The following is a 25,271-nucleotide window of genomic DNA, read 5'->3' as shown; positions in this document are numbered from 1 at the left end:
TTAAGTTTTTGATATATAAAAATCCTTTAGTTTTGTCGCCTTAATTATCAAGAATCTCAAAAGAGATAGCAACCTGCAATAACAAGCAAGGTGCTAAAAAGGATAAGCCAAATACTTTGGAAAAAATGTTAAATCCATTCCTATCTATTTGTTATCAAGCTCTTTTTTTGTGATTCTGCAAAAACAGACAAATGACTACAAATAATGCCGTTACACCAAGTTTTAAAGGGTTAATACCTTTTATAGTATTTATTAGCATCTTTTTAGGTGTTGGAATTGCCCAAAATGATTTCTATGCCTTACCGGCTCCAATTGCCGTAATCGCAGGAATTTTAATGGCGTTCTTACTGTTTGGACAATCCATTCCGTCTAAAATAGAAACATTTTTAAAAGGCTGTGGTGATCATAAAATTCTAACCATGTGTTTGATATACCTTTTAGCCGGTGCCTTCGCAGCTGTAACTAAAGCGACAGGGAGCGTAGATAGTATCGTTAATTTAGGTTTAGACATGATTCAAAGTCAGTTTATCTATTTAGGGGTGTTTATCATTGCAGCATTCTTATCTGTTTCAACCGGAACCTCTGTAGGTGCAATAGTTGCTTTAGGCCCAATCGTTATAGGGTTTGGAGATACTGGTGTGTTTTCCTTATCTATATTATGTGGTGCGCTACTTGGTGGTTCTATGTTTGGGGATAATTTATCAGTAATTTCCGATACCACCATCGCTGCAACCCAGTCCTTAGGGGTGAATATGAGTGATAAATTTAAGGAAAATATTAAAATCGTCTTACCCGCTGCCTTGACAACCATGGGAGTGCTTGTTTTTTTCGGCTTGCAAATAGCGTCCACTACCACACAAGATATATCCTATTCCTATTCCATTATTAAAATAATGCCTTATATTTTGGTTATTATTCTATCTGTAATAGGTGTTAATGTCTTTATAACTCTGCTTTTAGGAGTGGTTTCAGCCGGGGTTTTAGGTGTGATCTATAGTGATTTTACAACTTTAGAATTTACAAGGATAGCATATTCTGGATTTACAAATATGACAGAAATATTTCTTTTGTCTTTGTTAACAGGTGGTCTAGCAGCTTTAGTGGCTAAAAATGGTGGTATTGCGTTTATTTTAGAAAAAACGCGGAAAGTGATTAGTGGAAAAACTTCAGCCCAATTTGGGATAGCCACCTTAGTAAGTGCTGTGAATATAGCTATCGCTAATAATACGGTTTCCATTATTATCACAGGGCCCATAGCAAAAACTATAAATACAGAATACGACTTGGACGCTAAGAAATCAGCATCTTTATTAGATATTTTCGCCTGTATTACTCAAGGTGTATTACCCTATGGGGCTCAAGTTTTATTATTATTAAGCCTTGCTGATGGCGTCATAGGCTATTTCAATTTGCTGCTTAACACCTGGTACATAGCGCTTCTATTTCTATCTACTGTACTGTTTGTTATTTTTAGAAAATAATTTATAATCTCTTTTTTATTTTTCAAGTATGACACTTAATTTATTAAATCTAAAAACCCTAAGAAACAAGCTGCATTCTTAAGTTATCGTGCTTATACCTTACCCTTTAGGTTGTCAGTTCATCATTTTTTGTGTCCTAAACATGTTAAACCTATATTAAAAACACTAAAAAAAGAATGAACGTTCACTTTTTTCGTATCTTTGTATCGGATAATTAAAACACATTATGGCCAAACTGCAAAAAAGTATTGATAAAAGAGACGCATTAGTACGTGCTACTATAGACCTAGTTAATAATAACGGGTTTCATGCAACACCAATATCAAAAATTGCTAAGCTTGCGAATGTCTCTCCTGCCACAATCTACCTTTATTTTGATAATAAACAGGATTTAGTCAATAAAGTGTATGTGGAAGTTAAAGCAGTGTTTACCGACTATGCTTTTAAAACATACTCCCCAACGATGACTGTTGAAGAAGGTTTTGAATTGATTTGGAAACGAATTGCCGATTTTAAACTGAATCAAACTAGAGAGTCCTTGTTTTTAGCACAATGTGATAATGCACCAATTATTGATGAAGCTAGTAGACAAGCTGGTATAAGTCATTTAAAACCCCTACTCGACCTATGGCATCGTGGTAAGGAAGAAGGTGTGATTAATGAGATTTCAGACTACCTTTTATATGCCTACAGTATTAACCCGTTATCTTTCTTAATGGTTATGCAGCAACGCGGTGTTTTAAAAATTGAAGCATCAGATATTGAACAAGCTTACCAAGCGGCATGGAATAGCATTAAAAAATGTACAAATAATGGGTAAAACAGCTATTGTATTAGGAGCTTCAGGTTTAACAGGGTCTTACCTGCTTAAAAAACTAATAAAAGATGAGTCGTTTGACAGCATTAAATTGTTTTCCCGAAACACTTTAAAAGGGCTCCCTGAAAAAGTCAAGCAGTATACAGGAGATTTACTAAAATTAGACGCTTTTGCAGCTGATTTTACTGGAGATGTCGTATTTTGTTGTATTGGCACAACGGCAAAAAAAACACCAAATAAAGACCTATATAAAGCAATTGATTACGGTATTCCAGTCGCTGCTGCACAATTGTGTAAAAGGAATAACATACCGACGTTTCTGGTGATTTCGGCCATGGGAGCTGATAAAGATAGTCGGGTGTTTTATAACAGCGTTAAAGGTGAAATGGAAGCTGCTGTTATACAGCAAAAACTAAAACATACAATCGTTTTTAGGCCTTCATTAATCGACGGACCGAGGCATGAAAAACGCTTTTTAGAATCCGTTGGGCTAATCGTACTAAAAGGGCTACAACCACTTTTTATAGGTGGTTTAAAAAAATATAAAATCATACACGCCGAGCACATAGCTCAAGCACTTTTAGAGGCTTCCAAAGGCCCAAGTAAAGGCGTCGAGATAATAGAATCACACAACATTAAAGAACTAGCAAATAAATAAATATGGAATTATTAGATAAATTAAATTGGAGATACGCTGCTAAAGCGATGAATGGTGAAAAAGTCGCTGAAGATAAAATCGATCGTATTCTTGAAGCGGCACGTTTAGCCCCGACATCTAGTGGCTTACAACCTTTTGAAATCTTCGTAATAAAAAATCAAAAAATAAAAGAACAGATTAAGCCAATAGCTTGGAATCAATCGGTGATTACCGATTGCTCTCATCTTCTCGTATTTGCAGCATGGGATACCTATACTGAAGATCGTATTAATTTTATGTTCGATTTAACGAACGACATTCGAGGATTTAAAAATGAAGGATGGGAAAACTACCGTCAAATGTTATTAAATTCCTACCCACAACAAGATGCTGAAGTCAATTTTAATCACGCAGCAAAACAAGCTTATATAGCATTTTCACAAGCTATTGCAGCTGCTGCGTTCGAAGGGGTTGATGCCACACCACTTGAAGGATTCGATCCAGAGGCTGTAGATCAAATACTTGGCTTAAGAGAGAAAGGATTACGTAGCGCTGTGTTACTTCCATTAGGATATAGAAAAACAGAAGACGACTGGTTAGTAAACTTAGTAAAAGTTAGAAAAAGTACAGAAGACTTAGTGACTGTAATCGATTAATACCTAAAACTATGATACAAACAATAGTATTAAAAAACAGACCCAAAGGAAAACCGTCAGTTTCAGATTTTGAATTTGTTAACGAGACGGCTGAAATGACACTAAAGGATCAAGATTTACTTTTGGAACCTCTTTATGTCTCAGTAGATCCTTATTTAAGAGGACGAATGAGCGATTCTAAATCGTACATCCCTCCTTTTGAACTTAATAAACCAATAAGCTCGGGGGTTATTGCTAAGGTTATTGCCTCTAAAAATGCAAACTTTCAAGAGGGTGATGTTGTTTCTGGACTATTAGATTGGAAAACTAAACAGATTTCAAATGGAGATGGTCTTATTAAAGTTGACCCTGATAAAGCGCCTTTAAGTGCCTATTTGGGCCTGTTAGGAATGACTGGATTAACAGCTTATTTGGGATTAACAGAAATCGGAAAACCAAAAGCAGGCGAAACACTAGTGGTATCTGGTGCTGCTGGAGCCGTAGGCAGTGTAGTTGGACAAATAGGAAAACTATTAGGACTTAGGGTTATAGGTCTAGCAGGTACCGATGAAAAGATCGATATGTTAATCTCTAAATTCGGATTTGATGCAGGGATAAATTATAAGACTAGCAGTGATATACAAGCGGATATTGCTAAAGCGGCTCCTAAGGGTGTTGATATTTATTTTGATAATGTCGGCGGGCCAATTTCTGATGCGGTACTATTTAATATCAACACGTTTGCAAGAATGGTTATTTGTGGAGCTATTTCTGTTTATAATGCAACCGAAGTACCAAAAGGCGTTAGCGTTCAACCTTTCTTAGTTAAGAATAGCGCCTTAATGCAAGGCTTTATTGTATCTAATTATGCACAAAAGTTCCCAGAAGCTATGCAAACTTTAGCAATGTGGTTGTCTGAAGGTAAATTAACATATACCGAAACTGTAGTTAACGGTTTTGAAAACATCCCTCGTGCTTTCATCGATTTATTCGATGGAAAAAACAAAGGAAAAATGATTGTAAAACTTTAAAAAATAAAACAATGAACAATTTTGAATACAAAAATCCTACTAAAATTATTTTTGGTAAAGACAGCATAGAAAAACTGACTAACGAAATACCTAAAGGCGCCAAAGTACTATTACTTTACGGTGGTGGAAGTATTAAGAAAAACGGTATTTACGATCAAGTAAAAAAGGCCTTATCGTCAATAGATACCATAGAGTTTGGTGGTATTCCTGCCAATCCTGAATACGACGTTCTAATGAAAGCTTTAAAAGTAATTAAAGACGAAAAGATTACGTATTTATTAGCTGTTGGTGGAGGTTCTGTAATCGACGGAACAAAATTCTTGTCCGCTGCCGCGCTCTACGACGGAGATACACCATGGGATATTTTAAAAAATAATATCCGCTCTACAAAAGGAATGCCTTTTGGAACGGTATTAACGCTACCGGCTACAGGTTCTGAGATGAATTCGGGAGCAGTGATTACAAGACAAGAAACTAAAGAAAAACTAGCTATGGGTGGTCCTGGATTGTTTCCAGTATTCTCTATTCTAGACCCTCAAGTGATTACATCTATTCCGCAACGTCAAATAGCTAATGGATTAGCAGATGCGTTTACCCACGTATTAGAGCAATATATGACTTATCCTGTTGGTGGATTATTACAAGATCGCTTTGCAGAGAGTATTTTACAAACACTAATTGAAGTGGCTCCAGCCGTATTAAAAGACCCTACCGATTACCAAGCAGCTTCTAATTTTATGTGGAGTTGTACAATGGCTTTAAACGGATTAATTCAACAAGGAATGCCAGGTGATTGGGCAGTTCATATGATGGGACACGAATTAACCGCTCTCTTTGGAATCGATCACGCTAGGACTTTAGCTATAATTACGCCAAGTCACTACACCTATAATTTTGAATCTAAAAAAGAAAAATTAGCACAATATGCAGAACGTGTATGGGGTGTTACCGAAGGTAATTTAGACGATAAAGCTTATGCAGCAATTGAAAAAACAGAAGCTTTTTTCAAAGATTTAGGCATCGATACCAAGCTATCTGATTATACTAAAGACTTTGAAGGAACTGCTGAGGAAATTGCAAAACGATTTACAAATCGCGGATGGAAAGGTTTAGGAGAACGCCAAGCTCTTACACCTCAAGATGCCGAGAAAATTGTAAAAATGGCTTATTAATTAGTTAGAAAAAATATTAAATGAATCTATTAAAATCATTAGCCATCGTTTTAACTATTATTACAGCCTCTAGCTGTAAGGATAGTGATAAAACATCTACTTCTGAAATCGTTTTAGAAGATAACATTAAAACTGAAAATAAAATGAATATATTATTCGTATTAACATCTCACGATCAGTTAGGAGATACAGGTAAGAAAACAGGATTTTGGATTGAAGAATTTGCAAGTCCGTACTACAGCTTACTAGACCAAGGAGCAACTATAACATTAGCGACACCAAAAGGTGGGGCTGCACCTATAGATCCAAGTAGCGATACACCAGCTGCAAGTACAGAGGCTACAGAGCGTTTTAAAACGGATGCTACAGCTCAAAACAAAATTAAAAACACATTGGCATTAAGCACTGTTGATGCAACAGATTTTGATGCTGTATTTTATCCTGGTGGTCACGGACCACTATGGGATTTAGCAAACGACAGCACATCGATTGCTTTAATTGAAGCATTTAATGCGCAACAAAAACCAATCGCTTTTGTATGTCACGCCCCTGCCGCTTTAAAAAGTGTGAAAGACGCGAACGGTAAACCTTTAGTTAAAGGCAAAAAAGTAACAGGATTCACGAATACTGAAGAAGCTGCTGTACAACTAACTGATGTCGTTCCTTTTTTAGTTGAAGATATGCTAAAGGAGAATGGTGGCGAGTATTCTAAAAAAGAAGATTGGACCGCCTACGCTATACAAGATGGTAATTTAATTACTGGTCAAAACCCTGCCTCTTCAGAATTAGTTGCAGAGAAGTTGCTAAACGCTTTAAAATAAGCTGAATTAAGTTCACTTAGTGATTAGTATGTATAAAAAAGCCTGTAAACTCATTGTTAACAGGCTTTTTCAATCTTAAAAGATATAGTCCATTTAATGTCTAGGTGTTTATGCTTTAATTAAATCCTCTAATTCGTTTCTAACTAGCGTTTTACCGTATAGTTTTTGCTCCGGATCCATAATTTTAGTCTGATCTAAATCTCCAATATATACAGCATCGAATCCAATGTCTTCAATTAACTGTTGTGTTTTTGCTCGACTATCAGCATCTTGAGCAGCAAATGGTATAGCAATCTTATCTTGAGTTCGCCAAGCATAATCGCGTAAATGCTCAGCTTTAATGCTATTAAAAGCCTTTGCCGTCTTAGCTGTACCAAACTTCATCGCCGTATACTCTGATGCATTACGGTTACTATCTCTTACGTCTTGAGCCATTTGTCCATCGCGTTCAGGATAAGGGTTTGTAGCATCAATAATCACTTTATTTCCGTATTCTCCAGCATACAATTCTGCTAACTTACCGATAGCTTTAAAGGGTGTCGCCAATAAATACACATCCGCATTGGCTTCAAATGCTTGTTCTACACTCATAGCTTTTGCATTAGTTCCAGCATCGCGGACTAAATCTTTTAATTGTTCAGGGTGTCTTGAACTAAATAATACTTCATGGCCTCCTTTGGCCCAGTGTTTACCTAAATTTCCTCCAATGTTTCCACTTCCTATAATTCCTATTTTCATCATTTCTATATTTAAGTTAATAATTCTATTTTCTTTTCAGTTAGTAAGAGTTTAAGCTTCTCCTCTAGCTGGATAATCGGCTTTAAGAATATAATCAATTCCGCCTAAAACGTCTTTAAATTCCGGTCGCCCAAACGGCATCGATTGAATAGATTCCCAATACACGGTAGATTCTGGTGTTAAGATAAATAAACCAGGCTCTATAAAATGTTCAGGTTCGTCCTTTATTCCTTTAGAAATAAATAAGCCCCATTTTCGTGCTTCTTCTATTGGCAATCCGTAGCCTAAAGGAACATCTTTAATATTCCATTCTTTATAAGTTTGTTGCGCCACCTCTTCTGTATCTGAACTCATAGCGATTACATTAACACCGCGTTCTGTAAATTTACTTAATGAAGCTTGTAGCTCTTGCAATTGTTTTTTACATACAGGACAGTGTTTTCCTCTGTAAAAAAGAATCATTGTAAAATTTTTAGGCGATTGCTCGCTAAGCTTCCATTGTGTACCGTTTACTAACTGTATATTTAAATCTGGTGTTTTCTCTCTTGGTTTTATCATTATTGTTTATTTATTATTAGCTGTCAGCTTCAGTGGTATTTTATTTCAAGCTCTTCATATCAATTACAAATCGGTATTTTACATCGTTACTCGTAACCCTTTTAAAAGCGGTATTAATCTCTTGCATAGTGATCATTTCAATGTCACTTACAATGTTGTGTTTGCCGCAGAAATCTAACATCTCTTGTGTTTCTTTGATACCACCAATTAACGATCCTGCAATGCGCTTCCTACCCAATATAATTTGTCCGCCATTCATTGGCTCTAAAGGCTCGATGGCACCTACAAGTACCATTGTAGCATCTCTTTTTAGTAAGGAGATATAAGGGTTTAAATCATGCTTTACGGGGACCGTATTTAATAGAAAATCGAAAGTTCCGCGATGTTTTTTCATAGCCTCATTATCATTAGAAATCAGCACATCGTCGGCCCCTAAATCTTTAGCGCTTTCAGCTTTATTTGGAGATGTGGTAATCATAATAGTTTCAGCACCCATTGCATGAGCGAATTTAATTCCCATATGACCTAAACCACCAAGTCCAATTACACCTACTTTATCTCCTTTTTTAATTTTCCAATGATTTAATGGAGAAAATGTTGTGATTCCAGCACATAATAAGGGAGCAACAGCTTTGGTATCGAGGTTTTCGGGAATGCGTAAAACAAATTTTTCGCGCACCACTATGTTTGTAGAATATCCGCCAAAGGTTTGTTTTCCGGTATGTTTGTCTTTGCCGTTATAGGTGCCAACCATGCCGTTTTCGCAATATTGCTCCAAATCTTCTGCGCATGAGCTGCAGTCTTGGCACGAGTCGACCATGCAACCCACACCTACTAAATCACCTATTTTAAATGACTTTACCGCAGTACCCACTTGAGTAACACTACCAATAATTTCATGACCTGGAACTAATGGATATTTTGACCCTCCCCAATCATTATGTGCAGAGTGAATATCACTGTGACAGACGCCACAATATAAAATATCTATATCGACATCATCGTCTAGAACCTCTCGGCGTTCAATAGTTAAGGGTTGTAATTGGGCGTTTGGGTTTTCTGTTCCGTATGCTTTAACGTGCTTCATTGTATCTATTTTTATTTACCTAAGGTATAGATACGCTTTCAAATAGGTTAATGCATATAGAAATAGTTTTGACGCTATCGTATAATTAGCTAAAAGAAAACTGCTCTAAATCAACATTTCCACCGGATATAATAATATCTACGGATTGGTTTTTAAACCGTTCTTTTTCTTTTATAACAGCTGCTAATGCCACAGCACTAGAAGGTTCTATAACAATTTTTAAGTACTGAAACACTAGGATCATAGCATTTAAAATCTCGTCTTCCTCAACACATATGATACGCTGTACATGCTTTTGAATAATAGGAAAGTTAATAGACCCCAAATGTGTACGTAAGCCATCGGCAATGGTGTTAGTATGCGTGTTTTTTTCAATAGTTCCGCTTATTAACGACCGATAAGCATCGTCTACTTGTGTGGGTTCAGCTCCGATAATTTTAGTGTCCGTATATTGCTCTCCTGCGAGTGCCGTTCCTGCTAATAAGCCACCTCCCCCAACAGGTGCTATGACCACGTTTAAATCGGGCTTTTCCGAAAGTAATTCTAAGGCAGATGTACTATGACCTAGAATAACATTTTTATTATTTGAGGGGTGAATAAATGTGGCACCTGATGTTTTTTCTATATGTTCTGCCGCTGCTTCCCTTGCGCTATTTGTCGGAAGGCACTCAGTAATATGACCGTGATACTCTAAAACGGCTTGTTTTTTAATTTTCGGAGCATTATTTGGCATTACAATATGAGCTTTAACCCCCAATCTCTGCGCTGCTAAAGCTAATGCTTGAGCAAAATTGCCTGAAGAATGTGTGACTACTCCTCTGCGCTTTTGTTCTTCGTTTAACTGCTGTATAGCATAAGTAGCACCGCGGAATTTAAAAGACCCGGTTTTTTGAAAGTTCTCACATTTAAAATAAAGTGAAGCTCCAATATTTTGATCTAATAAGGTAGATGTTAAAATTGGAGTGTTATGAATAAAAGGTTGTAATTGCTGGTGAATGGATGCTAAAGCTATTGATTTCATACTGAACCGGTAATGTAATGATCGGAATAAATTTTGGTAAAATGAGCACCGAAAAACAAGATTAAACTAGTGTAAGATACCCATAACATAATTAATATAACAGACCCTGCTGCACCATACGTAGATCCTGGTTCCAGTTCACTAAAATAAATGGCTAATAAGTATTTTCCAATGGTAAAAAGTAAAGCCGTTAAACCAGCCCCTATTTTTACAGCTTTCCATGGAATAATAGCATTTGGTAAAACTTTAAACATGGCGGCAAAGAGTACATAAATAAAGCTTAGAGAAATAACAATATCAATAACAAATACAAAATCAATTAAGTTATCCGGTAATAGGTTTTGAATGCGTTTACTAAAAGTACTTAATAGTGAGGTCATAACAAAACTTACTAAAAGTAAAAAACCGATAATTAAAATAAAACCAAAACTTTTAAGTCGACTAAAAATTGTTGCTAATAGTCCATTAGAAAATCTAGGTTCAGTTTTCCAAATACTATCAAATGCACTTTCTAATTGGTAAAAAACACCTGTAGCTCCATATAATAAAGTGAATAACCCAATAGTTGTAGCAAATATTGAGGTGGGCTTATCCCCTTTATCTAGCAACATGCCCCGAATGGTCTCGGCAGCCTCAACACCAATTGCTCGCGAAATCTCATCTAAAACCTCACCCTGAACGATATCTCTACCCCACACGTTGCCAACGACGTTAAAAATTATGATTAATAAGGCAGGTAAAGATAGAATAGAATAATAGGCCACGATAGCACTCAATTTAAAAGGTTCATTGGCATACCATGCTTTACCCGTTTCTAAGAGCAGTTTTGGTAAATCTTGTATTTTAAATGATTTTATAGTCAATGCGTGGTGAAGTTTGGTTTCTAACAAAATTAAGATTTGAAAGTAAACTAAACGATAATTTAACAAAATCTGTTAAACATCTGCAGTTTTGCAATGAAATTAATACATTTAATGACATAAATAACCTATTAACTTTTTAGCTAAGTACCTTTCAAACGAATTATTCAACTATAAAAACTAAAATATATGTCTGTACTAAACATTTTAATTACTATTCTTTTACCGCCATTAGGTGTGTTTTTAAAACATGGCCTAGGAGGTAAATTCTTAATTAATTTAATCCTAACCTTATTAGGGTGGCTTCCTGGAGTCATTCACGCCTTCTATATTAATCAAGAATAAAATAAAAAAGCGAGATATTTAATCTCGCTTTTTTATTTATTGTAGTATTGAAGTCTTTTGTCTTACTTATACTAGTTATACTTCCTTTTATCAGTTTGAAGCCTACTCTCTAAACCAAGGTAATTCGTACTTTCTTCTTTTTTAAGCGCGTGTTATTCGTTTTAGCAATAACCGCTTCTGCTTTAAATCGTGGTACAGCCACAAAAGCGCAGTCCTGCTTGAGTTCGATAATTCCTAATTCGTCCTTATTTAGTTCCCCTTGTTTAAACAATAAACCGGCGATATCACCTTTAGAGATTTTGTCTTTACGACCTCCAGAAATGAATAAAGTTGACCAATCTGTTGGTTTAGGTGCTTTTTTGGTATCTAAACGTTCTATCCCATCTGTTTTTATAAATTCAGGTAAAGGCTCTTCTTCCCACTGTAATACATAAGCCGTACCCTCACTATTCATACGAGCTGTTCTACCATTTCTATGTGTGAACTCTTCTTCTTTTAATGGTAATTGAAAATGAATAATAAAATTCAATTCATTTATATCTAAGCCTCGTGCTGCTAAATCTGTTGCAATAATTATTTGATGCGTACCATTTCTAAATTTAATAAGAGCGCGCTCTCGCTCTATTTGCTCTAATCCCCCATAAAAACAGCCGTGAGCAATCTTATTGTCGGTTAAAAAATCACTAACAAATTGAATGGTATCTTTAAAATTACAAAAAATGATTCCCGGTTTATTACCGATATGACATAGCAGGTCGACCAAGGTTTGTAATTTATTTTTGTCGGGTGATAAAACGGCTTTTACCGCTAATTTAGAAGCTACCGTATCGGAATAATCAATAACAACTTCATTTTCTAAACCTACAAACTTAGGCACTTCTATATTTTGTGTAGCTGAGGTTAGAATACGTTTTTCAATATGTGATAAGGCGAAAATAATTTCACTCATTTCGCCTTCAAAACCAGCTTCTAAAGACTTGTCAAATTCATCTAAAACCAAAGTTTTAATTTGGTTTACACTAATGGTTTCTCGACGTAAATGATCGGCCACACGACCCGGTGTTCCCACCAAAATACTTGGAGCATGACTTAATTCAATTTTATCCTTCGAAAACGGACGCCCGCCATACACGGCATTAACTTTAAATCCTGTTCCCATTTCTCGAACCACCTGTTCAATTTGAATTGCTAGTTCGCGAGACGGCACTAAAATAAGCACTTGAATACCTTCAATATCATTTTGAAGGCTATTAATAATTGGCAATAAAAAAGCTAAGGTCTTACCTGTTCCCGTGGGTGACAATAGAATAACATTATCCGCCGCCATGATACCTAAATTAGCTTCTTCCTGCATAGCATTTAATGCTTTAATCCCTAATTTATTGAGTATGCGATCTTGTAGTTTCATAATTTTATTTGAACTGCAAAAATACAGTTTCAATAATAGAAAATTCCTTTTATTATTAAATTTTAATAGATACAAAAACGACCAATAATACTTGTACCAATGCCGGCTTATTCTTAGCTTTGAAAAAAAAAATTTTCATGCTTAGTACGTTTAGAATAATTGCGTTTTTAGAGGGGTTATCATACATCCTACTTTTATTTATTGCAACCCCATTAAAATACCTTGCTAACGATCCGCAATACGTAAAAATGCTAGGCATGCCGCATGGTTTACTATTTGTAGCCTATGTCGCTTTTGCTATCTTTTTAAGGGCTACTTACAAATGGGATAATAAAGCATTTTTTATCATCATATTATGTTCCTTATTACCTTTCGGAACCTTTTATGCAGACCATAAATACTTTAAGCCGTTAGCGCAGTAAGTAGTCGTAATCATAAAAAAACAACTAGTTTAAAGGACGTGTTATTTATAACGGTAAGATACAATGTGCTTTAATTTTTATGAAAAGAGCTAATATTTAATGCTTTTGGAGTATTTCAGCGTTATTTTATGGTTTATTATTGTATTTTTAAATACATACACTAACTAACCGCTATAATGCACTTTATGAATACACTTAAATTTGTAGCTCTATTTCTTATTGCCAATTGTTTTACGCTAAAGACCTATTCACAAGAACGAACGCCTCAGGAGATATCACAGTTGATTTCAACTTATAAGGATGATCCACGTGGCCCCTACCATCGTATTAAATGGTTTTGTGAAGACGGCACAGAAAGAGAGCCTAAAGATCCTTGTCCAGACGCTATTGGAGGCGGAATACAACACGCAAGTTTTAAGGCGTCAGCACTACAGTTAAGACGTAGTAATCACTTATTTTTTGGTGAAATTTTAGCAGGCTTATCCCCAAAAGAGTTTTTAGATCGCAATGCTAATTTTAGTCGTTTAAAGCAATATCAAATAGGAAAATACTTAAGTAGTGTTGATAATGGATGGGTACTTAGAAAAGCACAATTTTACCGTGGTGCTATCCAATCGGAAGATGAAGAAACATGGGGTAAAGACTTTTTTATTCAAATCTTAAAGGATGATGACTTCATTATTCAAAATTACTATTTAATACGCCAAAGTTTAAAAGATATTCCCCATAGCGGAGATGATAATATAGCGCAACTCATGCGTAGTCAGTCTAAACTATTATCTGAAGACCATCCGTCGTTTATGGATATCAGAATTAAAATTCATGGCCAGCCAGAAGTCTCGGATATAAAACTTGTAAACAACTATCTTAAAACCAAGGCATCTGTATTGAAAGCAGAGGAATTAACTGCGTTTGAAGCATTAGTAAAAACGATGCAAGCCTTTTATGCTCCTATCGATTTTAAGGTTTTACAAGATGATTTATCAAAAATTACCGAAAAAAATGAAGCGACACTTAGTGTTTCAAACTTTCTAAAAGACTATACCCAAGCTTCTACTCCAGAACAAATATCTTCGGCAATAGCCAACGTTTTATATACAATAAGAACGCATATTACCGATTTTAAATACAGTAAAAACCGACTAGCAATTTTAGACTTATCTATACAATTAGAAAATACTTTATTAAAAGAATCACAAGAATGGGAGTCAGAAAATATAATCGATAACTTATATAAAATAAACACTTTAGCTTGCGCTACTTTAGGAACTGGTTTAATTGAATCTTGGGAGTATGATGCCATCGAATCGCAATTATTACCACAGATTTCTGGAGAAAAAACAACATTAAAAACACTGCACGCTGTGCTTAATGTGAGTCGTAGTATTGTAGAATGGACAACGACAATGGTTAAAGCAAATTATCAAGAGGAAGTAAATACCTATACTAAATTCGAACCACTTGCCTATGGTTTTATAGACGACAAAGTACGTAGTAGTATCTCGTTAAACCTTGGTGAAGAAGTGAGTGAATTAGGAGCGTTAATCGCGAAGCTTTCAAACATTAATAATGCCGTTGTAGACCTTAAAAATCAAACAGCAATTCGCGGGTTAAATCCGGGGTACGCCTTTGGGAAACTCATGGTTGTAGACGGAAACCCCGAAGAAGTTAACGTAAACTCTAATAACATTTATATTTTTGAAAAACCGCCTTCCGATTTAAAGCCTGTAGCAGGTATTATGACCGTTTCAGAAGGGAATTTAGTATCCCATGTGCAACTGTTAGCACGGAATTTAGGTATTCCAAACGCAGCCTTATCCTACGAGAATCTAAAGGATTTAAAAGCTTACGACGGTAAAAATGTGTTCTACGCAGTGTCTAACCAAGGCCATGTTATTTTAAAAGTGGAAGGCGATATGACTGAAGAGGAAAAAGACTTGTTTTCTAAAACCGAAAAAACTAAAAATAGAATAGCAGTCCCTGTTGAAGATATTAAATTGGATACCAATGAAGTTTTAAATATGCGTGATGTACGTGCCGTTAACTCGGGAAAACTATGCGGTCCTAAAGCTGCAAACTTGGGAGAGCTTAAACACTTATTTCCGGAACAAGTAGTAGAAGGTTTGGTGATTCCCTTTGGTGTGTTTAGATCGCATATGGATCAACAAATGCCTGGCGAAGGAAAAAGCTATTGGACCTATTTAACCGATACGTTTTTAAAAGCGGAAGCTATGCGTGTAGAGAATACAGATGAAGCAAGTATAGAAGCTTTTCAATTAGAAAACTTAACCAAATTACATAAAGCTATTATAGCGATGCCTTTAAGTAGCGCTTTTGAAAAGGATATAAAAGCTAGTTTTAAAGACGCTTTTAATGGTGCGTTAGGGACAGTGCCCGTGTTTTTAAGAAGTGATACTAATATGGAGGACCTTAAAGAGTTTACCGGCGCTGGTTTAAACTTGACCTTATTTAATATCGTTTCGGAGGAAGCTATTTTAAAAGGAATCAAGCAGGTTTGGGCTTCTGCCTATACCGAACGTAGTTTTAAATGGAGGCAAAAGTATTTATCGAATCCGGAGAACGTTTTCCCTTCTATTTTAATCATTCCAAGTGTCGATGTAGATTATTCTGGAGTTATGATTACTAAAGGAATTAATACAGGTAATGCTAACGACTTAACAGTTGCTTTCAGCCGTGGCGCTGGTGGTGCTGTCGACGGACAATCGGCAGAAACGCGATTAATTACTAAAAACAGCTCTGAATTATTGGCGCCTGCAAGACAACCTAATTACATTCGATTACCAAGTGTTGGTGGGACAAAAACCTATTACACGTCGTACAACGCTCCTATATTAAATGAAAAAAATATAGAGGATATTCGAGTATTAGCAAAAACAATCAGGGAAACAGTAGGAAACACATCTGATGCAGATCAAGCCTATGATGTAGAATTTGGTTTTAAAGACGATAAACTGTGGCTGTTTCAAATCCGCCCTTTTGTAGAAAACAAGCAAGCTAAAAGTTCAGAATATTTGATATCTATTTCGCCTAATATTAATTTAAATAAACACGTGGCTTTATCCACGGCGCTATACTAATGAAAAAACTATTCTATTTTACCATAAGTTTTTGTATAATCTTGTCCTTCGGTTTTATCTCCTACCCTATTGATGGTTATGAGTCTACCGGTATTTCAAGACTCTACCATTTAAGAAAAATTCAAGTCGACAGTATTCCGTACAACAGAATTCCAGCTGGAGCTTATTTAAACTTGGCAGACATTAAACTCAATTTAAAATCGCGATCTAAAGATAGTATGGATGTGCTATTAAAGGAAGATGACGCGTTTACAAAAGAGGTTCGTGCATTGTTTCCTGGTAGTGGTTATTCGGCAGCAATTTTAGATATGAGTAATCCTGAAGATTTAAAGTATGCGGCTTATCGCGAGCATGTAGGGTATCAACCTGGAAGTGTAGGGAAATTAGCGGTTTTAGTCGCTTTAATGACGGAGCTTAGCGAATTGTGTCCTGATTCTTGGGAAGATCGTGCTTTTTACCTTAAAAACACTCGAGTAACTTCTGGGTATTGGGGAACTGGAGATCACCACACCATTCCTGTTTACGATATTGAGAAAAACAAACTAACAAAACGACGCGTGGTGGCAAGTGATGAGTTTTCTCTATACGAATGGTTAGATCACATGGTGTCTGTAAGTAATAATGGTGCCGCTAGTGTGGTGTATCGTGAAGCTATGTTAATGCGTGCCTTTGGTTCGGAGTATTTTTTCCTTAACCAAGAAAAAACGGATGCATTTTTTAAAGAAACCTCTAGAGATTCGTTAACTAACTTGGCGCATGCCGTTGTTAATGAACCTTTATTAAATATGGGAATCGCTGAAAATGATTGGAAATTAGGCGGACTGTTTACACGTGGTCCAGAAAAGTATGTAGGACGCAAAGGTGGTAGTATTGGAACGCCAAAAGGGTTAATGCAATTTTTAGTAAAGCTAGAACAAGGCGCTATAGTCGATCACGAAACAAGCTTAGAAATGAAACGCTTGCTTTATAGTACCGATAGACGTATTCGCTATGCGAGATCACCGCGTTTGGATAGCGCAGCCGTTTATTTTAAATCGGGAAGTTATTATAAATGTGACCGTACCAAAAATCCAAACTGTAGTGACTATGCGGGTAATGTATTTAATTATATGAATTCGGTTATCATCGTAGAACATCCTAATGGCACAAAATATATTGTCTGCTTAATGTCTAACGTGTTGAATAAGAATTCTGCAGGAGCGCATATGTATCTAGCTAGTAAAATTGACGATATCATCAATAAAAATAATAAAGACAACAAAACAGAAGTAAAAGAAGAAGTGTACAAAGATGATGCTGACGATTCTGGGAATTAAGCTTGCAATTCTTGTAAGCTGTTTATGGTGTCGTAGGCAAAAAACTTAACCTCTTTATTTCTATGTTTTTTATAAGGTAGTACAATGGGAAGATAGCTCACATCTTCTAGCTGTTTTATAAGATTTAAAACCTCAAGTTTTATCTTCTTACCTCTACTCTTTAATAAGATATTGATATAGGCTTTTTCTGGTAGTCGTTTTAACTTTAAAACAGAGGTGTCATAAGCATCTTCATCTATTACAAAGTGTTCTATTAAAGGAAATAAACGCCGTTTTAAATCGTTTTGAATCAGATTATCTAAAAACTCTAAGGCGTTAACACGGGCTTCTTTAACGTCGCTAATGACTCCGGCATAGGTTACTTCAATGTCATCTTCATAATACAGCAGACTTAACAGCTTAAAAATGCATTTTAAACTTTGATGTTGTTGTTGCTTTAAAAGCTCTTCAATACTTTGTCGTGCAAGTAAAATTTCGGTGTCTTTATCCGTTAACGCGTCGTTATCTTTATACTGTTCAATGTTATAACGCACTGACAGCATAGCATTCACTGTCGTTTTATAATATTTACTTTCTTTAAAGATTAAACTTTTAAGAAGGCGTTTATTAAAATCTAAGGCACTGTTATTATTCTTTAGTTTAATTAGCGATTTTACGGCTTCTAAACGGATAATAATATCACGACTTCGCATGAGTCTAAACAATACTTTTACCGCGTCCTGGGTTTTAAACGCTTCGATTACACGTGGTAAATGTTGTTTAATATTATCCTTAAGGGTTTCATTTTTTTCTAATTCTAAAATAGTGTCTATAATTTGCGGTCCAAATTCTTTTAAAGCCTTAATAGCATTTTTGCGCTGCTCCGCATCATCAATGTACTCTAACAAGGGGAGTATATATTTTTGATGGCTGGTTAGCCCTGCGGCTTTAATCGCTTTGGCCACTATAAAGGGGTTTCTATTATTTAAATGGACGGAAATAAAAGGGTAATACTTTTCTATTCCGGAATAAGCAATGGTAATTAATAGCTCTCCTACAGCCTCTTTTCTGCTAAAGCCTTCTGGGGAATTTAAATACCGTACTCTATTCTGAATACGAGTTTCCAACTGAAAGCGATTTGCTATATGTTGGTTGTTTGATGCTTCTTTAGCTAAGCATAGTAAAGCTGCATTAGCAATGTAATCACTTTGATTGTCTAAATATTTATTGAAAAAATGTTCTTCTGATAATGACGAGTGGTTTAAAATATACTCTAAGGCTGTTAATACAAGAGCATCATTTTTAATATATACTAATTGCTGTACTTTCTCTATCGCTGTACCCTTATCGTAGTCATATAAATGTTTAATAGCTTCATTTTTAACATCATGAGAGTCATGATCTAATAAATGAATGACATTAGGTTTTAAATTTCTTAATTTGTAGCTACTAATATGTTTTAGTAAAGCAATAATATCTTCTTCATTACCATTATTTAAAATATCTAGAGCCACACTAATTGTAGTGTCGTTTTTCTGCTTCTTCTTACTTTTAGAGTCTACAGAAATATTTCTTTGAATATTTTCACGAAATGATTCGTAATAGGCCTCTCGAAGTCTATAAATTAATATAATCCAAACAAATACAAAGAGTAATACAATAACGGTGATGTAGGAACTACTGAGCTCTAAACGTCGAATTAAGAAAAGTAACATGAAGCCAGAGATTCCTGTGGCAATACTATCTACAACGACATCTATAAACGATTTAGCTTGGTTTTTTATAAGTAATGGAATGGGTAAAATAGACAATTCAACTGCTGCTTTGTTGAGGGATTGTTTAAAACTCCCATCTATCCCCTTAATAATTACAAGCACCCATAATTCTGGAAAGGTTAAAAACAATAAGCAGCCTAAAGCTATACCTAAAGGTAAAATAAGTAGTGTCGATGACACGCCTAACTTACTCAGTATACGGTTAGTTAAAAACAGCTGAAGCACTAGAGCAATAACATTAAATGTAGAAAACCAGAATCCGAAAAAGGTTGCAAGCTCATCAGGATCACTAATGGCTTTATACGCAAAATCACTAAACTGAAAGTCGACTAATTTAGCAACCACTACTCCTATTCCTGTAATAAAGGCAAGATAGGTTAAGTGTTTTGATTTAGAAATTAAGATAATCGAAGAATCCTCGACATCTGTTTTATTTGCTTTACGTTGTTTACGGACATAGATGTTCATTTTACGAATGCGCAGTTTCCAGATTTTCTTTAAAATAGGAATGCACAATAAAATTAATAGTCCTGCTAAGAGTACGACAGTCTTGTTTCCGAAATTAGAGGCAATAATACTGGTAAGATAGCCTCCAAATATACCTCCCGCAATTGCTCCGGCACCAATAAAACCAAAGATGCGCTTGGCTTCTCTTGAATTATAAACCATATTAGCTAAAATCCAAAATTGTGAGGTGGCAATTACTGCGAAAAGTGAAACCCCTAAATAATAAATGTAGAGTAATACATCATTTAAAAGCGCGAATTGAATAAAAACACTCAGTAAAATAAAGCTAAGACTAAAGCTGATCAATGAAATAATGGTGACATTAAGAATTGAAAACTTTCGCAGTGCCTTATTGTAAAAATAAGAAGTAATTACAGCTATACCTGCAACTAAGATATAACCATACGGAAGATGCTCTGCACCTAGACGCGATAAGAAAAGTGCGTTGACGGTTGGCTTTACAATGAGTAAAACCGTAATAATTAAAAACACATACAATTGCATTAAAAAAGAGATGTGTATTTCACCATCTCTTAATCCAAATGTTTTGTGTAATACTTGTTTTAACACGTCGTCTTTAATTACTGTTGGTTGTTTCTACAGTAAATAACGTGATTTTTTTAAGACTTTATCTAATGGTTCCACCAAATTTCTCATAATTTGTTCACCATAACTGTCATCAATTAAAGCAACGATAATATATTTTCTATTTGGTCCCCATACTAATGCAGAATCTGAATGAAAGTTTTTCCATGAACCTGATTTTCTATAGACCTTTGCCGTTGGAGCAATGCGATCTAATGTATTTACAAATTTATGGTGTAAGGCAGGGTCTTTCATGATTTCTAACATTTCTTTCGAGCGTTTTGTATTCACTAGGTTCCCCATGGCTAATTGGTAGTAAAAACTACACACTTGCTTTGTAGTCGCTGCGTGACTTAATCCTTTTAAAGGCTCTGGGTGACGCTTACCGGAAGCAGCATAGCGCTTACCTACCCATAAACCTCCTCCTACATTTTCGTCGTATAACTTGGTCTCTGGAGCTCGTAAAACGGCTTCTATTTTTTCATAACCCAAGCGGTCAATCATACGCGTCGAAGCTTGATTGTTAGATTTACTTATCATTAAGCGTAAATCATCTCTAACTTCCTTAGTATCTTTTAGCTCGCCTTTGTCTATAGCATCCATGGCAGCCAAAAGAATAGCTATTTTAGGCAAACTAGCCGCATACATCATATTTTCATCATTAATCCCAGCATATCTTATATTCGATGCATCGCTAAGGTCAACAATTCCAATAGACATCTTTTTAGAGTCTACTAAGCGCCTCCATTGCGCATTAGAATTTATTTCGGTGTTTAATATGTCTTGAAGTGAGCTATCTTGTAATTGAGCAATGTGCTCAATGTCACTTGTACAATCTATTGGTAATTGCTGTTGTGCATTAGCTAAAAAGCTTAAGGAAAGAAGCAGTAAAAAACAACTGCGTTTAATGTGTTTATTCATATACTATTAATCTATTATTTAATTAAAAATTAACCTATCACTTGCTAAAGGGAAATTCAAGTTGGGGTTAAAAACGAAGCGAATATACAATAATTTCTTAATCTGCTATAAATCAGTTTGTTAAAATTGTATTATAAATTGTTTTCAACCTTTCATGTTACGTCTCTTGTAACGGCTTGAGACTGATTAAATTGTATGCACAATAAACTTTTTATTAATTTATTTTACAAAGGTTTTTTCAACAATATACTGACCCTCTAATTGCAATTTTAGGCGCTATAATGTTTGCAGTTGTTTTATCTCTTCAGCGTTAGCTAAATGATCTGATTAATTATTACAAAACTAGTGGTATCTCATAGTGATTTCTAGAGCTTTACAGACGGATAATATCGTCATGAAAAGCCATAACATGGCAGGTGTAATTGTTCATAACCTAGTGAACAAAATAATTTTCATATCGTGTTATGCGATATCTTTGTCTGTACTTTTATAACAAAGGCTTATAAATTATGAATACACGTAAAGAGCAATTATTAGCGATTAGACCAGTGATATCAACTATTAGGATCACCGACGGTATGAGTAGTGGTGAGCGGTTTCAAAACGAAACCTTACGACCTGTTATAAAATTACAAAGCAACTTGTTTACAGAGGTCTTTAGAAACTACATTGATAAACACAAAAATGTATTTTACCAATTACCTTTAGAAAAACGCTTAGATTATATTGAAAATGCGCTTCAAAAAGACATTAAATTACGCAATGCGTTAAAGGGCATGGTTATCGGTCAATTTACGGTTGAAGAATATTCACGTTATATTAAAAATTCTTCCGCTTTAAATAAACGATTAATAAATATAATAAGAGAGCGTTTACAAAGCAATATACAATTATTAGATAAACCCAAAACCCTATCTGCTGTTTGATAAACAATGACCACAAAAAAACTCCTTTTGCAAGCGTGTAAGGATAATGTCGAAAAACGCATTACCGATTACAAAAATGAAATGGCTTTAATTAATGAAGCTATAGAAACCAATGATAAAGAGTCGGAAGATGAAGACTCTGGAAATGGAAAATTATTAAACGATCTCGAAAAGAACGCGGGGTATTTAAATGAAGCCATAAGAATACGTGACTTTTTATTGCAAATAAACGCGAATAACGTCTGCAATACTGCAGTTTTAGGAAGTGTCGTTGAAACTGAAAGTGTTACATTTTATATTTCAACTAGTGTAGGGCAAATAGAAATTGAAAATAAAACCTATTATGCCATCTCTTTGCAATCTCCTATTGGACAACTGTTAAGAGGAAAAACTAAAGGCGATCGCTTTACGTTTAATGACAAGAATTATACTATTATAAGCATCCTATAAAAAGGATGCTTTTTTACTTTTTACTACGTTTTTATGAGATTGTAGAAACACCATTTAAGTCGGTAGTTAATACAGAACTCATATAGTCAAAGTACGGACGAATAGTTTTAAAAGCAGCATTTACTCGAGTCGTAAATTCAGGATCTAGAACGTCTTTGTCAGTAAAGTTTTTAGTAAATATAAATTGCTTTTTTCTTATAAGGTCAATATTTTCATCATTGCGATTAAAGCCTTTTGGAGCGGTTTTCACTTCGTCTCCGGTAAGTTCTCCCCAGGTATTTTTTAAATTAGGGTTTTCTATTATCGCTCTAATTTCACTAGCGTCTGTTTCGAATTCTTTACGAATTCTTAATAAGTCGGCAGGCTCAGGATTCCAAAATCCAGCGGCCATAAAACTTTTATTACCGGGTTGTATTTGTAAATAGTAGCCACCTCTTAATTCTGGTTTTACGCGGTGAAAAGAGCCTCCAAAATGAGTTTTATAAGGAAGTTTGTTTTTAGAGAAACGAACATCGCGGTAAATTCTAAAAATCTTTACTTTATCTACATTATCATGCGTATTTAAAGCTTCTAAAATAGTATTGTAAACTATTTTAATTTCTGTTTCTACAGCTCTAAACTCTTGTTTATTGTCAGAAAACCACTCTCTGTTATTATTGAGTTCTAATTGAGTAAGAAATTTAAATATAGCTTCAGCATTCATAAGTGTAAGTCTGTTTTTAGGTTTTAGGGCATAGAAAAAAGCCCCGAGATTTTCGGGACTTTATATTATAATGAATTATTAACGCAGTACATTAATCTACTGCATCTTCGATATCATCTGCTACATCTTCAATGGCATCTCCTGCCGATTTCTCTTCACGACAGCCTGTAAAGACAGTCGCCATTGTAAACAATACAATAAAAGTGTATGCTAATTTTTTCATGTTAATTGGTTTTTAAAAATTAATAATAGGTTTTTGGTTGTTTTAAATGTAATCAATTTTTAATTAATTTTTGCTTCATATAATTATTTTATCATTGATCACATTACTTTTTAAGCTTGTCAATCGGCTATACCACTACATATTATTCAGAAGGCTTCACATCATTATTTAGCGATAAATCATTATCAAATTGTAACGTTCGTATAGGAAACGGGATATTTATAGCGTTTTTGTCGAACGCTTTCTTTATTTCAATTATAGCTGTATTAATAGCTCTTAATTTATAAATTGCTTTATCGCCTTCAATCCAAAATCGGCATAAAAAATCGATAGAGCTTGATCCAAACTCTTGATAATAAAACTCGACTTGCTCTGTATTCTCTATATTCGGAAATGCTTTAGCGATAGTTTCTTTTGTTAGTTTTTCGACAAACTCTAGATCCGACTCATACCCTACACCACAATTAAATGAGACCCTCATTTTCGATGTCAGCGAATAATTCTTAACCGGGTTTTCTAAAATGCTTTTATTGGGAATCATCACCATATTATTATCGGCTTCTTTCACAACAAAATTTTTGAGACTAATTTCTATAACTTCGCCAGAAAACCCATTGGTTTCAACCCAATGTCCTAATTCAATCGATTTTCTGAAACTGAGCACGATTCCGGCAAAAGTATTACTAAGAGTGCCTTGTAATGCCAAACCAATAACTAATCCTGATACTCCTGCAGCCCCAATAAGTGTTTCTAATGTCCGACTTAAATTAAGAACGCCTAAAGCAAGAAATAAACCCGCTGCCAATACTAAAATTGTCGTGATCTTAGAGATTATATTTACTAAAGAATCTTGGTGTATACGCTTAGAAATTAATCGCTTGACCAGTTTTGCTGCATAATTAGAGAGGTAGTAAAAAATGACTAAAACTATAATTGCAATAAATAAATTTGGGAGGTTGTTTACAAAAGCATTAAACCACCCTAACAATTTTTCTGACAGTAAATTAAAAGAGTTTTTAATTTGGTCTTCCATACGCGGTATTGGCTAGTTGTTTTAAGGTTAAAGATATAATTGGGTTATTTAATTGTATTAATATACAAATAATTAATGAGTTGCAGCTTCTAACCCACTCACTTTAAGTTGTTCTTTAGAACTTTTAGACCATGCGTTCAACATCCAACTTGTTTTTTCTAATTCACGAATATACGCTCCTATTAAGTCAATTGTTCCCTCATCCCCAGCTTTATCCGCCTTATCGAGGACACTAGACATTTGTGCTAAAATGATTTTGTGATCAGATAAAAGTTCTTTAACCATATCCTCGTCTGTTTCTAAAGTGTTACCTTCTCTAATAGAAGACATTTTTAGATAGTCACTAAACTTACTAACAGGATGATGACGTAATGTTAAAATACGTTCCGCTACTTCGTCAATTTTTACTTTTGAATCGTTGTACATTTCTTCAAACTTAACATGTAAATCGAAAAAATTTTTTCCTAAAACGTTCCAGTGAAACGTTCTCAGTTTTTGGTAATAGATATGGTAATCTGCTAATAACGTGTTTAGCTCCATAACTACAGGTAATAATTTTTCGTCTTGTATATTTAAATAACTCATAATTGAATAGATTTTTGGTTTCCATTCAATATAGAGACATATTACAGTGAAGACAAGGCTTTAACAACCTTTAACCTGCTTAGGATTTAATTAACATAATTTAAGTTAAACCCGCTTAAATACTGCTAATAATTTTA

At 34.9% G+C, this 25,271-nt stretch carries 25 protein-coding genes and 1 riboswitch; of the genes, 13 read left to right on the top strand and 12 right to left on the bottom strand.

What is annotated here, in order from left to right; all coding sequences use genetic code 11:
* Window positions 1–39: 39 nt before the first annotated feature.
* Window positions 40–136, top strand: a riboswitch (SAM-I-IV-variant riboswitch).
* 55 nt (window positions 137–191) lie between these two features.
* From BLV64_RS09075 to BLV64_RS09045, 7 genes are all read left to right on the top strand, one after another.
* Window positions 192–1,481 (top strand): Na+/H+ antiporter NhaC family protein, encoded by a 1,290-nt coding sequence (locus BLV64_RS09075; protein WP_092134277.1) that lies wholly within the window; start codon window positions 192–194, stop codon window positions 1,479–1,481.
* Between the two features lie 226 nt (window positions 1,482–1,707).
* Window positions 1,708–2,301 (top strand): TetR/AcrR family transcriptional regulator, encoded by a 594-nt coding sequence (locus BLV64_RS09070; RefSeq protein ID WP_092134275.1) that lies wholly within the window; start codon window positions 1,708–1,710, stop codon window positions 2,299–2,301.
* A complete protein-coding gene (locus BLV64_RS09065) occupies window positions 2,294–2,956 on the top strand; it encodes an NAD(P)H-binding protein (protein ID WP_092134273.1) in 663 nt (220 codons plus the stop codon). Before BLV64_RS09070 ends, BLV64_RS09065 begins: the two co-directional genes overlap by 8 nt.
* A gap of 2 nt (window positions 2,957–2,958) precedes the next feature.
* Window positions 2,959–3,591, top strand: coding sequence for a nitroreductase family protein (locus BLV64_RS09060; RefSeq protein ID WP_092134271.1), 633 nt, complete (start codon window positions 2,959–2,961; stop codon window positions 3,589–3,591).
* An 11-nt stretch (window positions 3,592–3,602) separates the two neighbouring features.
* Window positions 3,603–4,601, top strand: coding sequence for an NADP-dependent oxidoreductase (locus BLV64_RS09055; RefSeq protein WP_092134269.1), 999 nt, complete (start codon window positions 3,603–3,605; stop codon window positions 4,599–4,601).
* An 11-nt stretch (window positions 4,602–4,612) separates the two neighbouring features.
* Complete coding sequence (locus BLV64_RS09050) at window positions 4,613–5,773, top strand: iron-containing alcohol dehydrogenase (RefSeq protein ID WP_092134267.1); 1,161 nt, start codon at window positions 4,613–4,615, stop codon at window positions 5,771–5,773.
* Between the two features lie 20 nt (window positions 5,774–5,793).
* A complete protein-coding gene (locus tag BLV64_RS09045; protein ID WP_177165313.1) occupies window positions 5,794–6,594 on the top strand; it encodes a type 1 glutamine amidotransferase domain-containing protein in 801 nt (266 codons plus the stop codon).
* Between the two features lie 108 nt (window positions 6,595–6,702).
* Here BLV64_RS09045 and BLV64_RS09040 read toward each other — a convergent pair whose 3' ends face one another.
* The 5 genes from BLV64_RS09040 to BLV64_RS09020 all read right to left on the bottom strand — a co-directional run bounded on the left by BLV64_RS09040 (window position 6,703) and on the right by BLV64_RS09020 (window position 10,861).
* A complete protein-coding gene (locus BLV64_RS09040; protein ID WP_245705890.1) occupies window positions 6,703–7,335 on the bottom strand; it encodes an NADPH-dependent F420 reductase in 633 nt (210 codons plus the stop codon).
* A 48-nt stretch (window positions 7,336–7,383) separates the two neighbouring features.
* Entirely contained in the window at window positions 7,384–7,890 is a 507-nt protein-coding gene (locus tag BLV64_RS09035; protein ID WP_092134261.1) for a peroxiredoxin-like family protein, read from the bottom strand.
* 40 nt (window positions 7,891–7,930) lie between these two features.
* On the bottom strand, window positions 7,931–8,977 hold the full coding sequence (locus BLV64_RS09030) for an NAD(P)-dependent alcohol dehydrogenase (RefSeq protein ID WP_092134258.1): 1,047 nt from the start codon (window positions 8,975–8,977) through the stop codon (window positions 7,931–7,933).
* An 85-nt stretch (window positions 8,978–9,062) separates the two neighbouring features.
* Window positions 9,063–9,998 carry a pyridoxal-phosphate dependent enzyme gene (locus BLV64_RS09025; RefSeq protein WP_092134255.1) on the bottom strand — a complete coding sequence of 312 codons (936 nt, stop codon included), beginning with the start codon at window positions 9,996–9,998 and terminating at the stop codon, window positions 9,063–9,065.
* Window positions 9,995–10,861: a YihY/virulence factor BrkB family protein gene (locus BLV64_RS09020; protein WP_092134341.1), complete on the bottom strand. Its 867-nt coding sequence runs from the start codon at window positions 10,859–10,861 to the stop codon at window positions 9,995–9,997. Before BLV64_RS09020 ends, BLV64_RS09025 begins: the two co-directional genes overlap by 4 nt.
* A gap of 186 nt (window positions 10,862–11,047) precedes the next feature.
* Between BLV64_RS09020 and BLV64_RS09015 the strand changes: the two genes are divergently transcribed.
* Window positions 11,048–11,203 (top strand): YqaE/Pmp3 family membrane protein, encoded by a 156-nt coding sequence (locus BLV64_RS09015; RefSeq protein ID WP_092134252.1) that lies wholly within the window; start codon window positions 11,048–11,050, stop codon window positions 11,201–11,203.
* 109 nt (window positions 11,204–11,312) lie between these two features.
* Here BLV64_RS09015 and BLV64_RS09010 read toward each other — a convergent pair whose 3' ends face one another.
* On the bottom strand, window positions 11,313–12,611 hold the full coding sequence (locus BLV64_RS09010) for a DEAD/DEAH box helicase (RefSeq protein WP_092134249.1): 1,299 nt from the start codon (window positions 12,609–12,611) through the stop codon (window positions 11,313–11,315).
* Between the two features lie 137 nt (window positions 12,612–12,748).
* Here BLV64_RS09010 and BLV64_RS09005 point away from each other — a divergent pair, with 137 nt between their 5' ends.
* From BLV64_RS09005 to BLV64_RS08995, 3 genes are all read left to right on the top strand, one after another.
* Window positions 12,749–13,033, top strand: coding sequence for a DUF3817 domain-containing protein (locus BLV64_RS09005; protein ID WP_092134246.1), 285 nt, complete (start codon window positions 12,749–12,751; stop codon window positions 13,031–13,033).
* Window positions 13,034–13,218: 185 nt separating this feature from the next.
* The gene (locus tag BLV64_RS09000) at window positions 13,219–16,131 is read left to right on the top strand and encodes a PEP/pyruvate-binding domain-containing protein (protein WP_092134243.1); all 2,913 of its coding nucleotides are present in this window, start codon (window positions 13,219–13,221) and stop codon (window positions 16,129–16,131) included.
* Window positions 16,131–17,447 (top strand): serine hydrolase, encoded by a 1,317-nt coding sequence (locus BLV64_RS08995; protein WP_092134240.1) that lies wholly within the window; start codon window positions 16,131–16,133, stop codon window positions 17,445–17,447. The genes BLV64_RS09000 and BLV64_RS08995 overlap by 1 nt, the downstream gene beginning before the upstream one ends.
* Here the strand turns inward: BLV64_RS08995 and BLV64_RS08990 are convergent.
* Together BLV64_RS08990 and BLV64_RS08985 are read right to left on the bottom strand one after the other, a co-directional pair.
* Window positions 17,444–20,278, bottom strand: coding sequence for an Npt1/Npt2 family nucleotide transporter (locus BLV64_RS08990; RefSeq protein ID WP_092134238.1), 2,835 nt, complete (start codon window positions 20,276–20,278; stop codon window positions 17,444–17,446). The genes BLV64_RS08995 and BLV64_RS08990 overlap by 4 nt on opposite strands.
* Before the next feature lie 27 nt (window positions 20,279–20,305).
* Complete coding sequence (locus BLV64_RS08985; RefSeq protein ID WP_092134235.1) at window positions 20,306–21,214, bottom strand: serine hydrolase; 909 nt, start codon at window positions 21,212–21,214, stop codon at window positions 20,306–20,308.
* A gap of 509 nt (window positions 21,215–21,723) precedes the next feature.
* Here BLV64_RS08985 and BLV64_RS08980 point away from each other — a divergent pair.
* Together BLV64_RS08980 and BLV64_RS08975 are read left to right on the top strand one after the other, a co-directional pair.
* Complete coding sequence (locus BLV64_RS08980; RefSeq protein WP_092134233.1) at window positions 21,724–22,140, top strand: glyoxalase; 417 nt, start codon at window positions 21,724–21,726, stop codon at window positions 22,138–22,140.
* A gap of 6 nt (window positions 22,141–22,146) precedes the next feature.
* Window positions 22,147–22,590: a GreA/GreB family elongation factor gene (locus BLV64_RS08975; RefSeq protein WP_092134230.1), complete on the top strand. Its 444-nt coding sequence runs from the start codon at window positions 22,147–22,149 to the stop codon at window positions 22,588–22,590.
* 31 nt (window positions 22,591–22,621) lie between these two features.
* Here BLV64_RS08975 and BLV64_RS08970 read toward each other — a convergent pair whose 3' ends face one another.
* From BLV64_RS08970 to BLV64_RS08960, 4 genes are all read right to left on the bottom strand, one after another.
* Window positions 22,622–23,293, bottom strand: coding sequence for a DUF2461 domain-containing protein (locus BLV64_RS08970; protein ID WP_092134227.1), 672 nt, complete (start codon window positions 23,291–23,293; stop codon window positions 22,622–22,624).
* A 91-nt stretch (window positions 23,294–23,384) separates the two neighbouring features.
* Window positions 23,385–23,516: a hypothetical protein gene (locus BLV64_RS14795; RefSeq protein ID WP_262484282.1), complete on the bottom strand. Its 132-nt coding sequence runs from the start codon at window positions 23,514–23,516 to the stop codon at window positions 23,385–23,387.
* A gap of 142 nt (window positions 23,517–23,658) precedes the next feature.
* A complete protein-coding gene (locus tag BLV64_RS08965; protein WP_092134224.1) occupies window positions 23,659–24,549 on the bottom strand; it encodes a mechanosensitive ion channel family protein in 891 nt (296 codons plus the stop codon).
* Between the two features lie 72 nt (window positions 24,550–24,621).
* A complete protein-coding gene (locus BLV64_RS08960) occupies window positions 24,622–25,134 on the bottom strand; it encodes a Dps family protein (RefSeq protein ID WP_092134222.1) in 513 nt (170 codons plus the stop codon).
* Between the last annotated feature and the right edge of the window lie 137 nt (window positions 25,135–25,271).

The sequence above is a fragment of the Bizionia paragorgiae genome, from assembly GCF_900107625.1.
In the GTDB taxonomy this organism is placed as follows: domain Bacteria; phylum Bacteroidota; class Bacteroidia; order Flavobacteriales; family Flavobacteriaceae; genus Bizionia; species Bizionia paragorgiae.
This window is presented reverse-complemented; position numbering and strand designations above follow the sequence as displayed.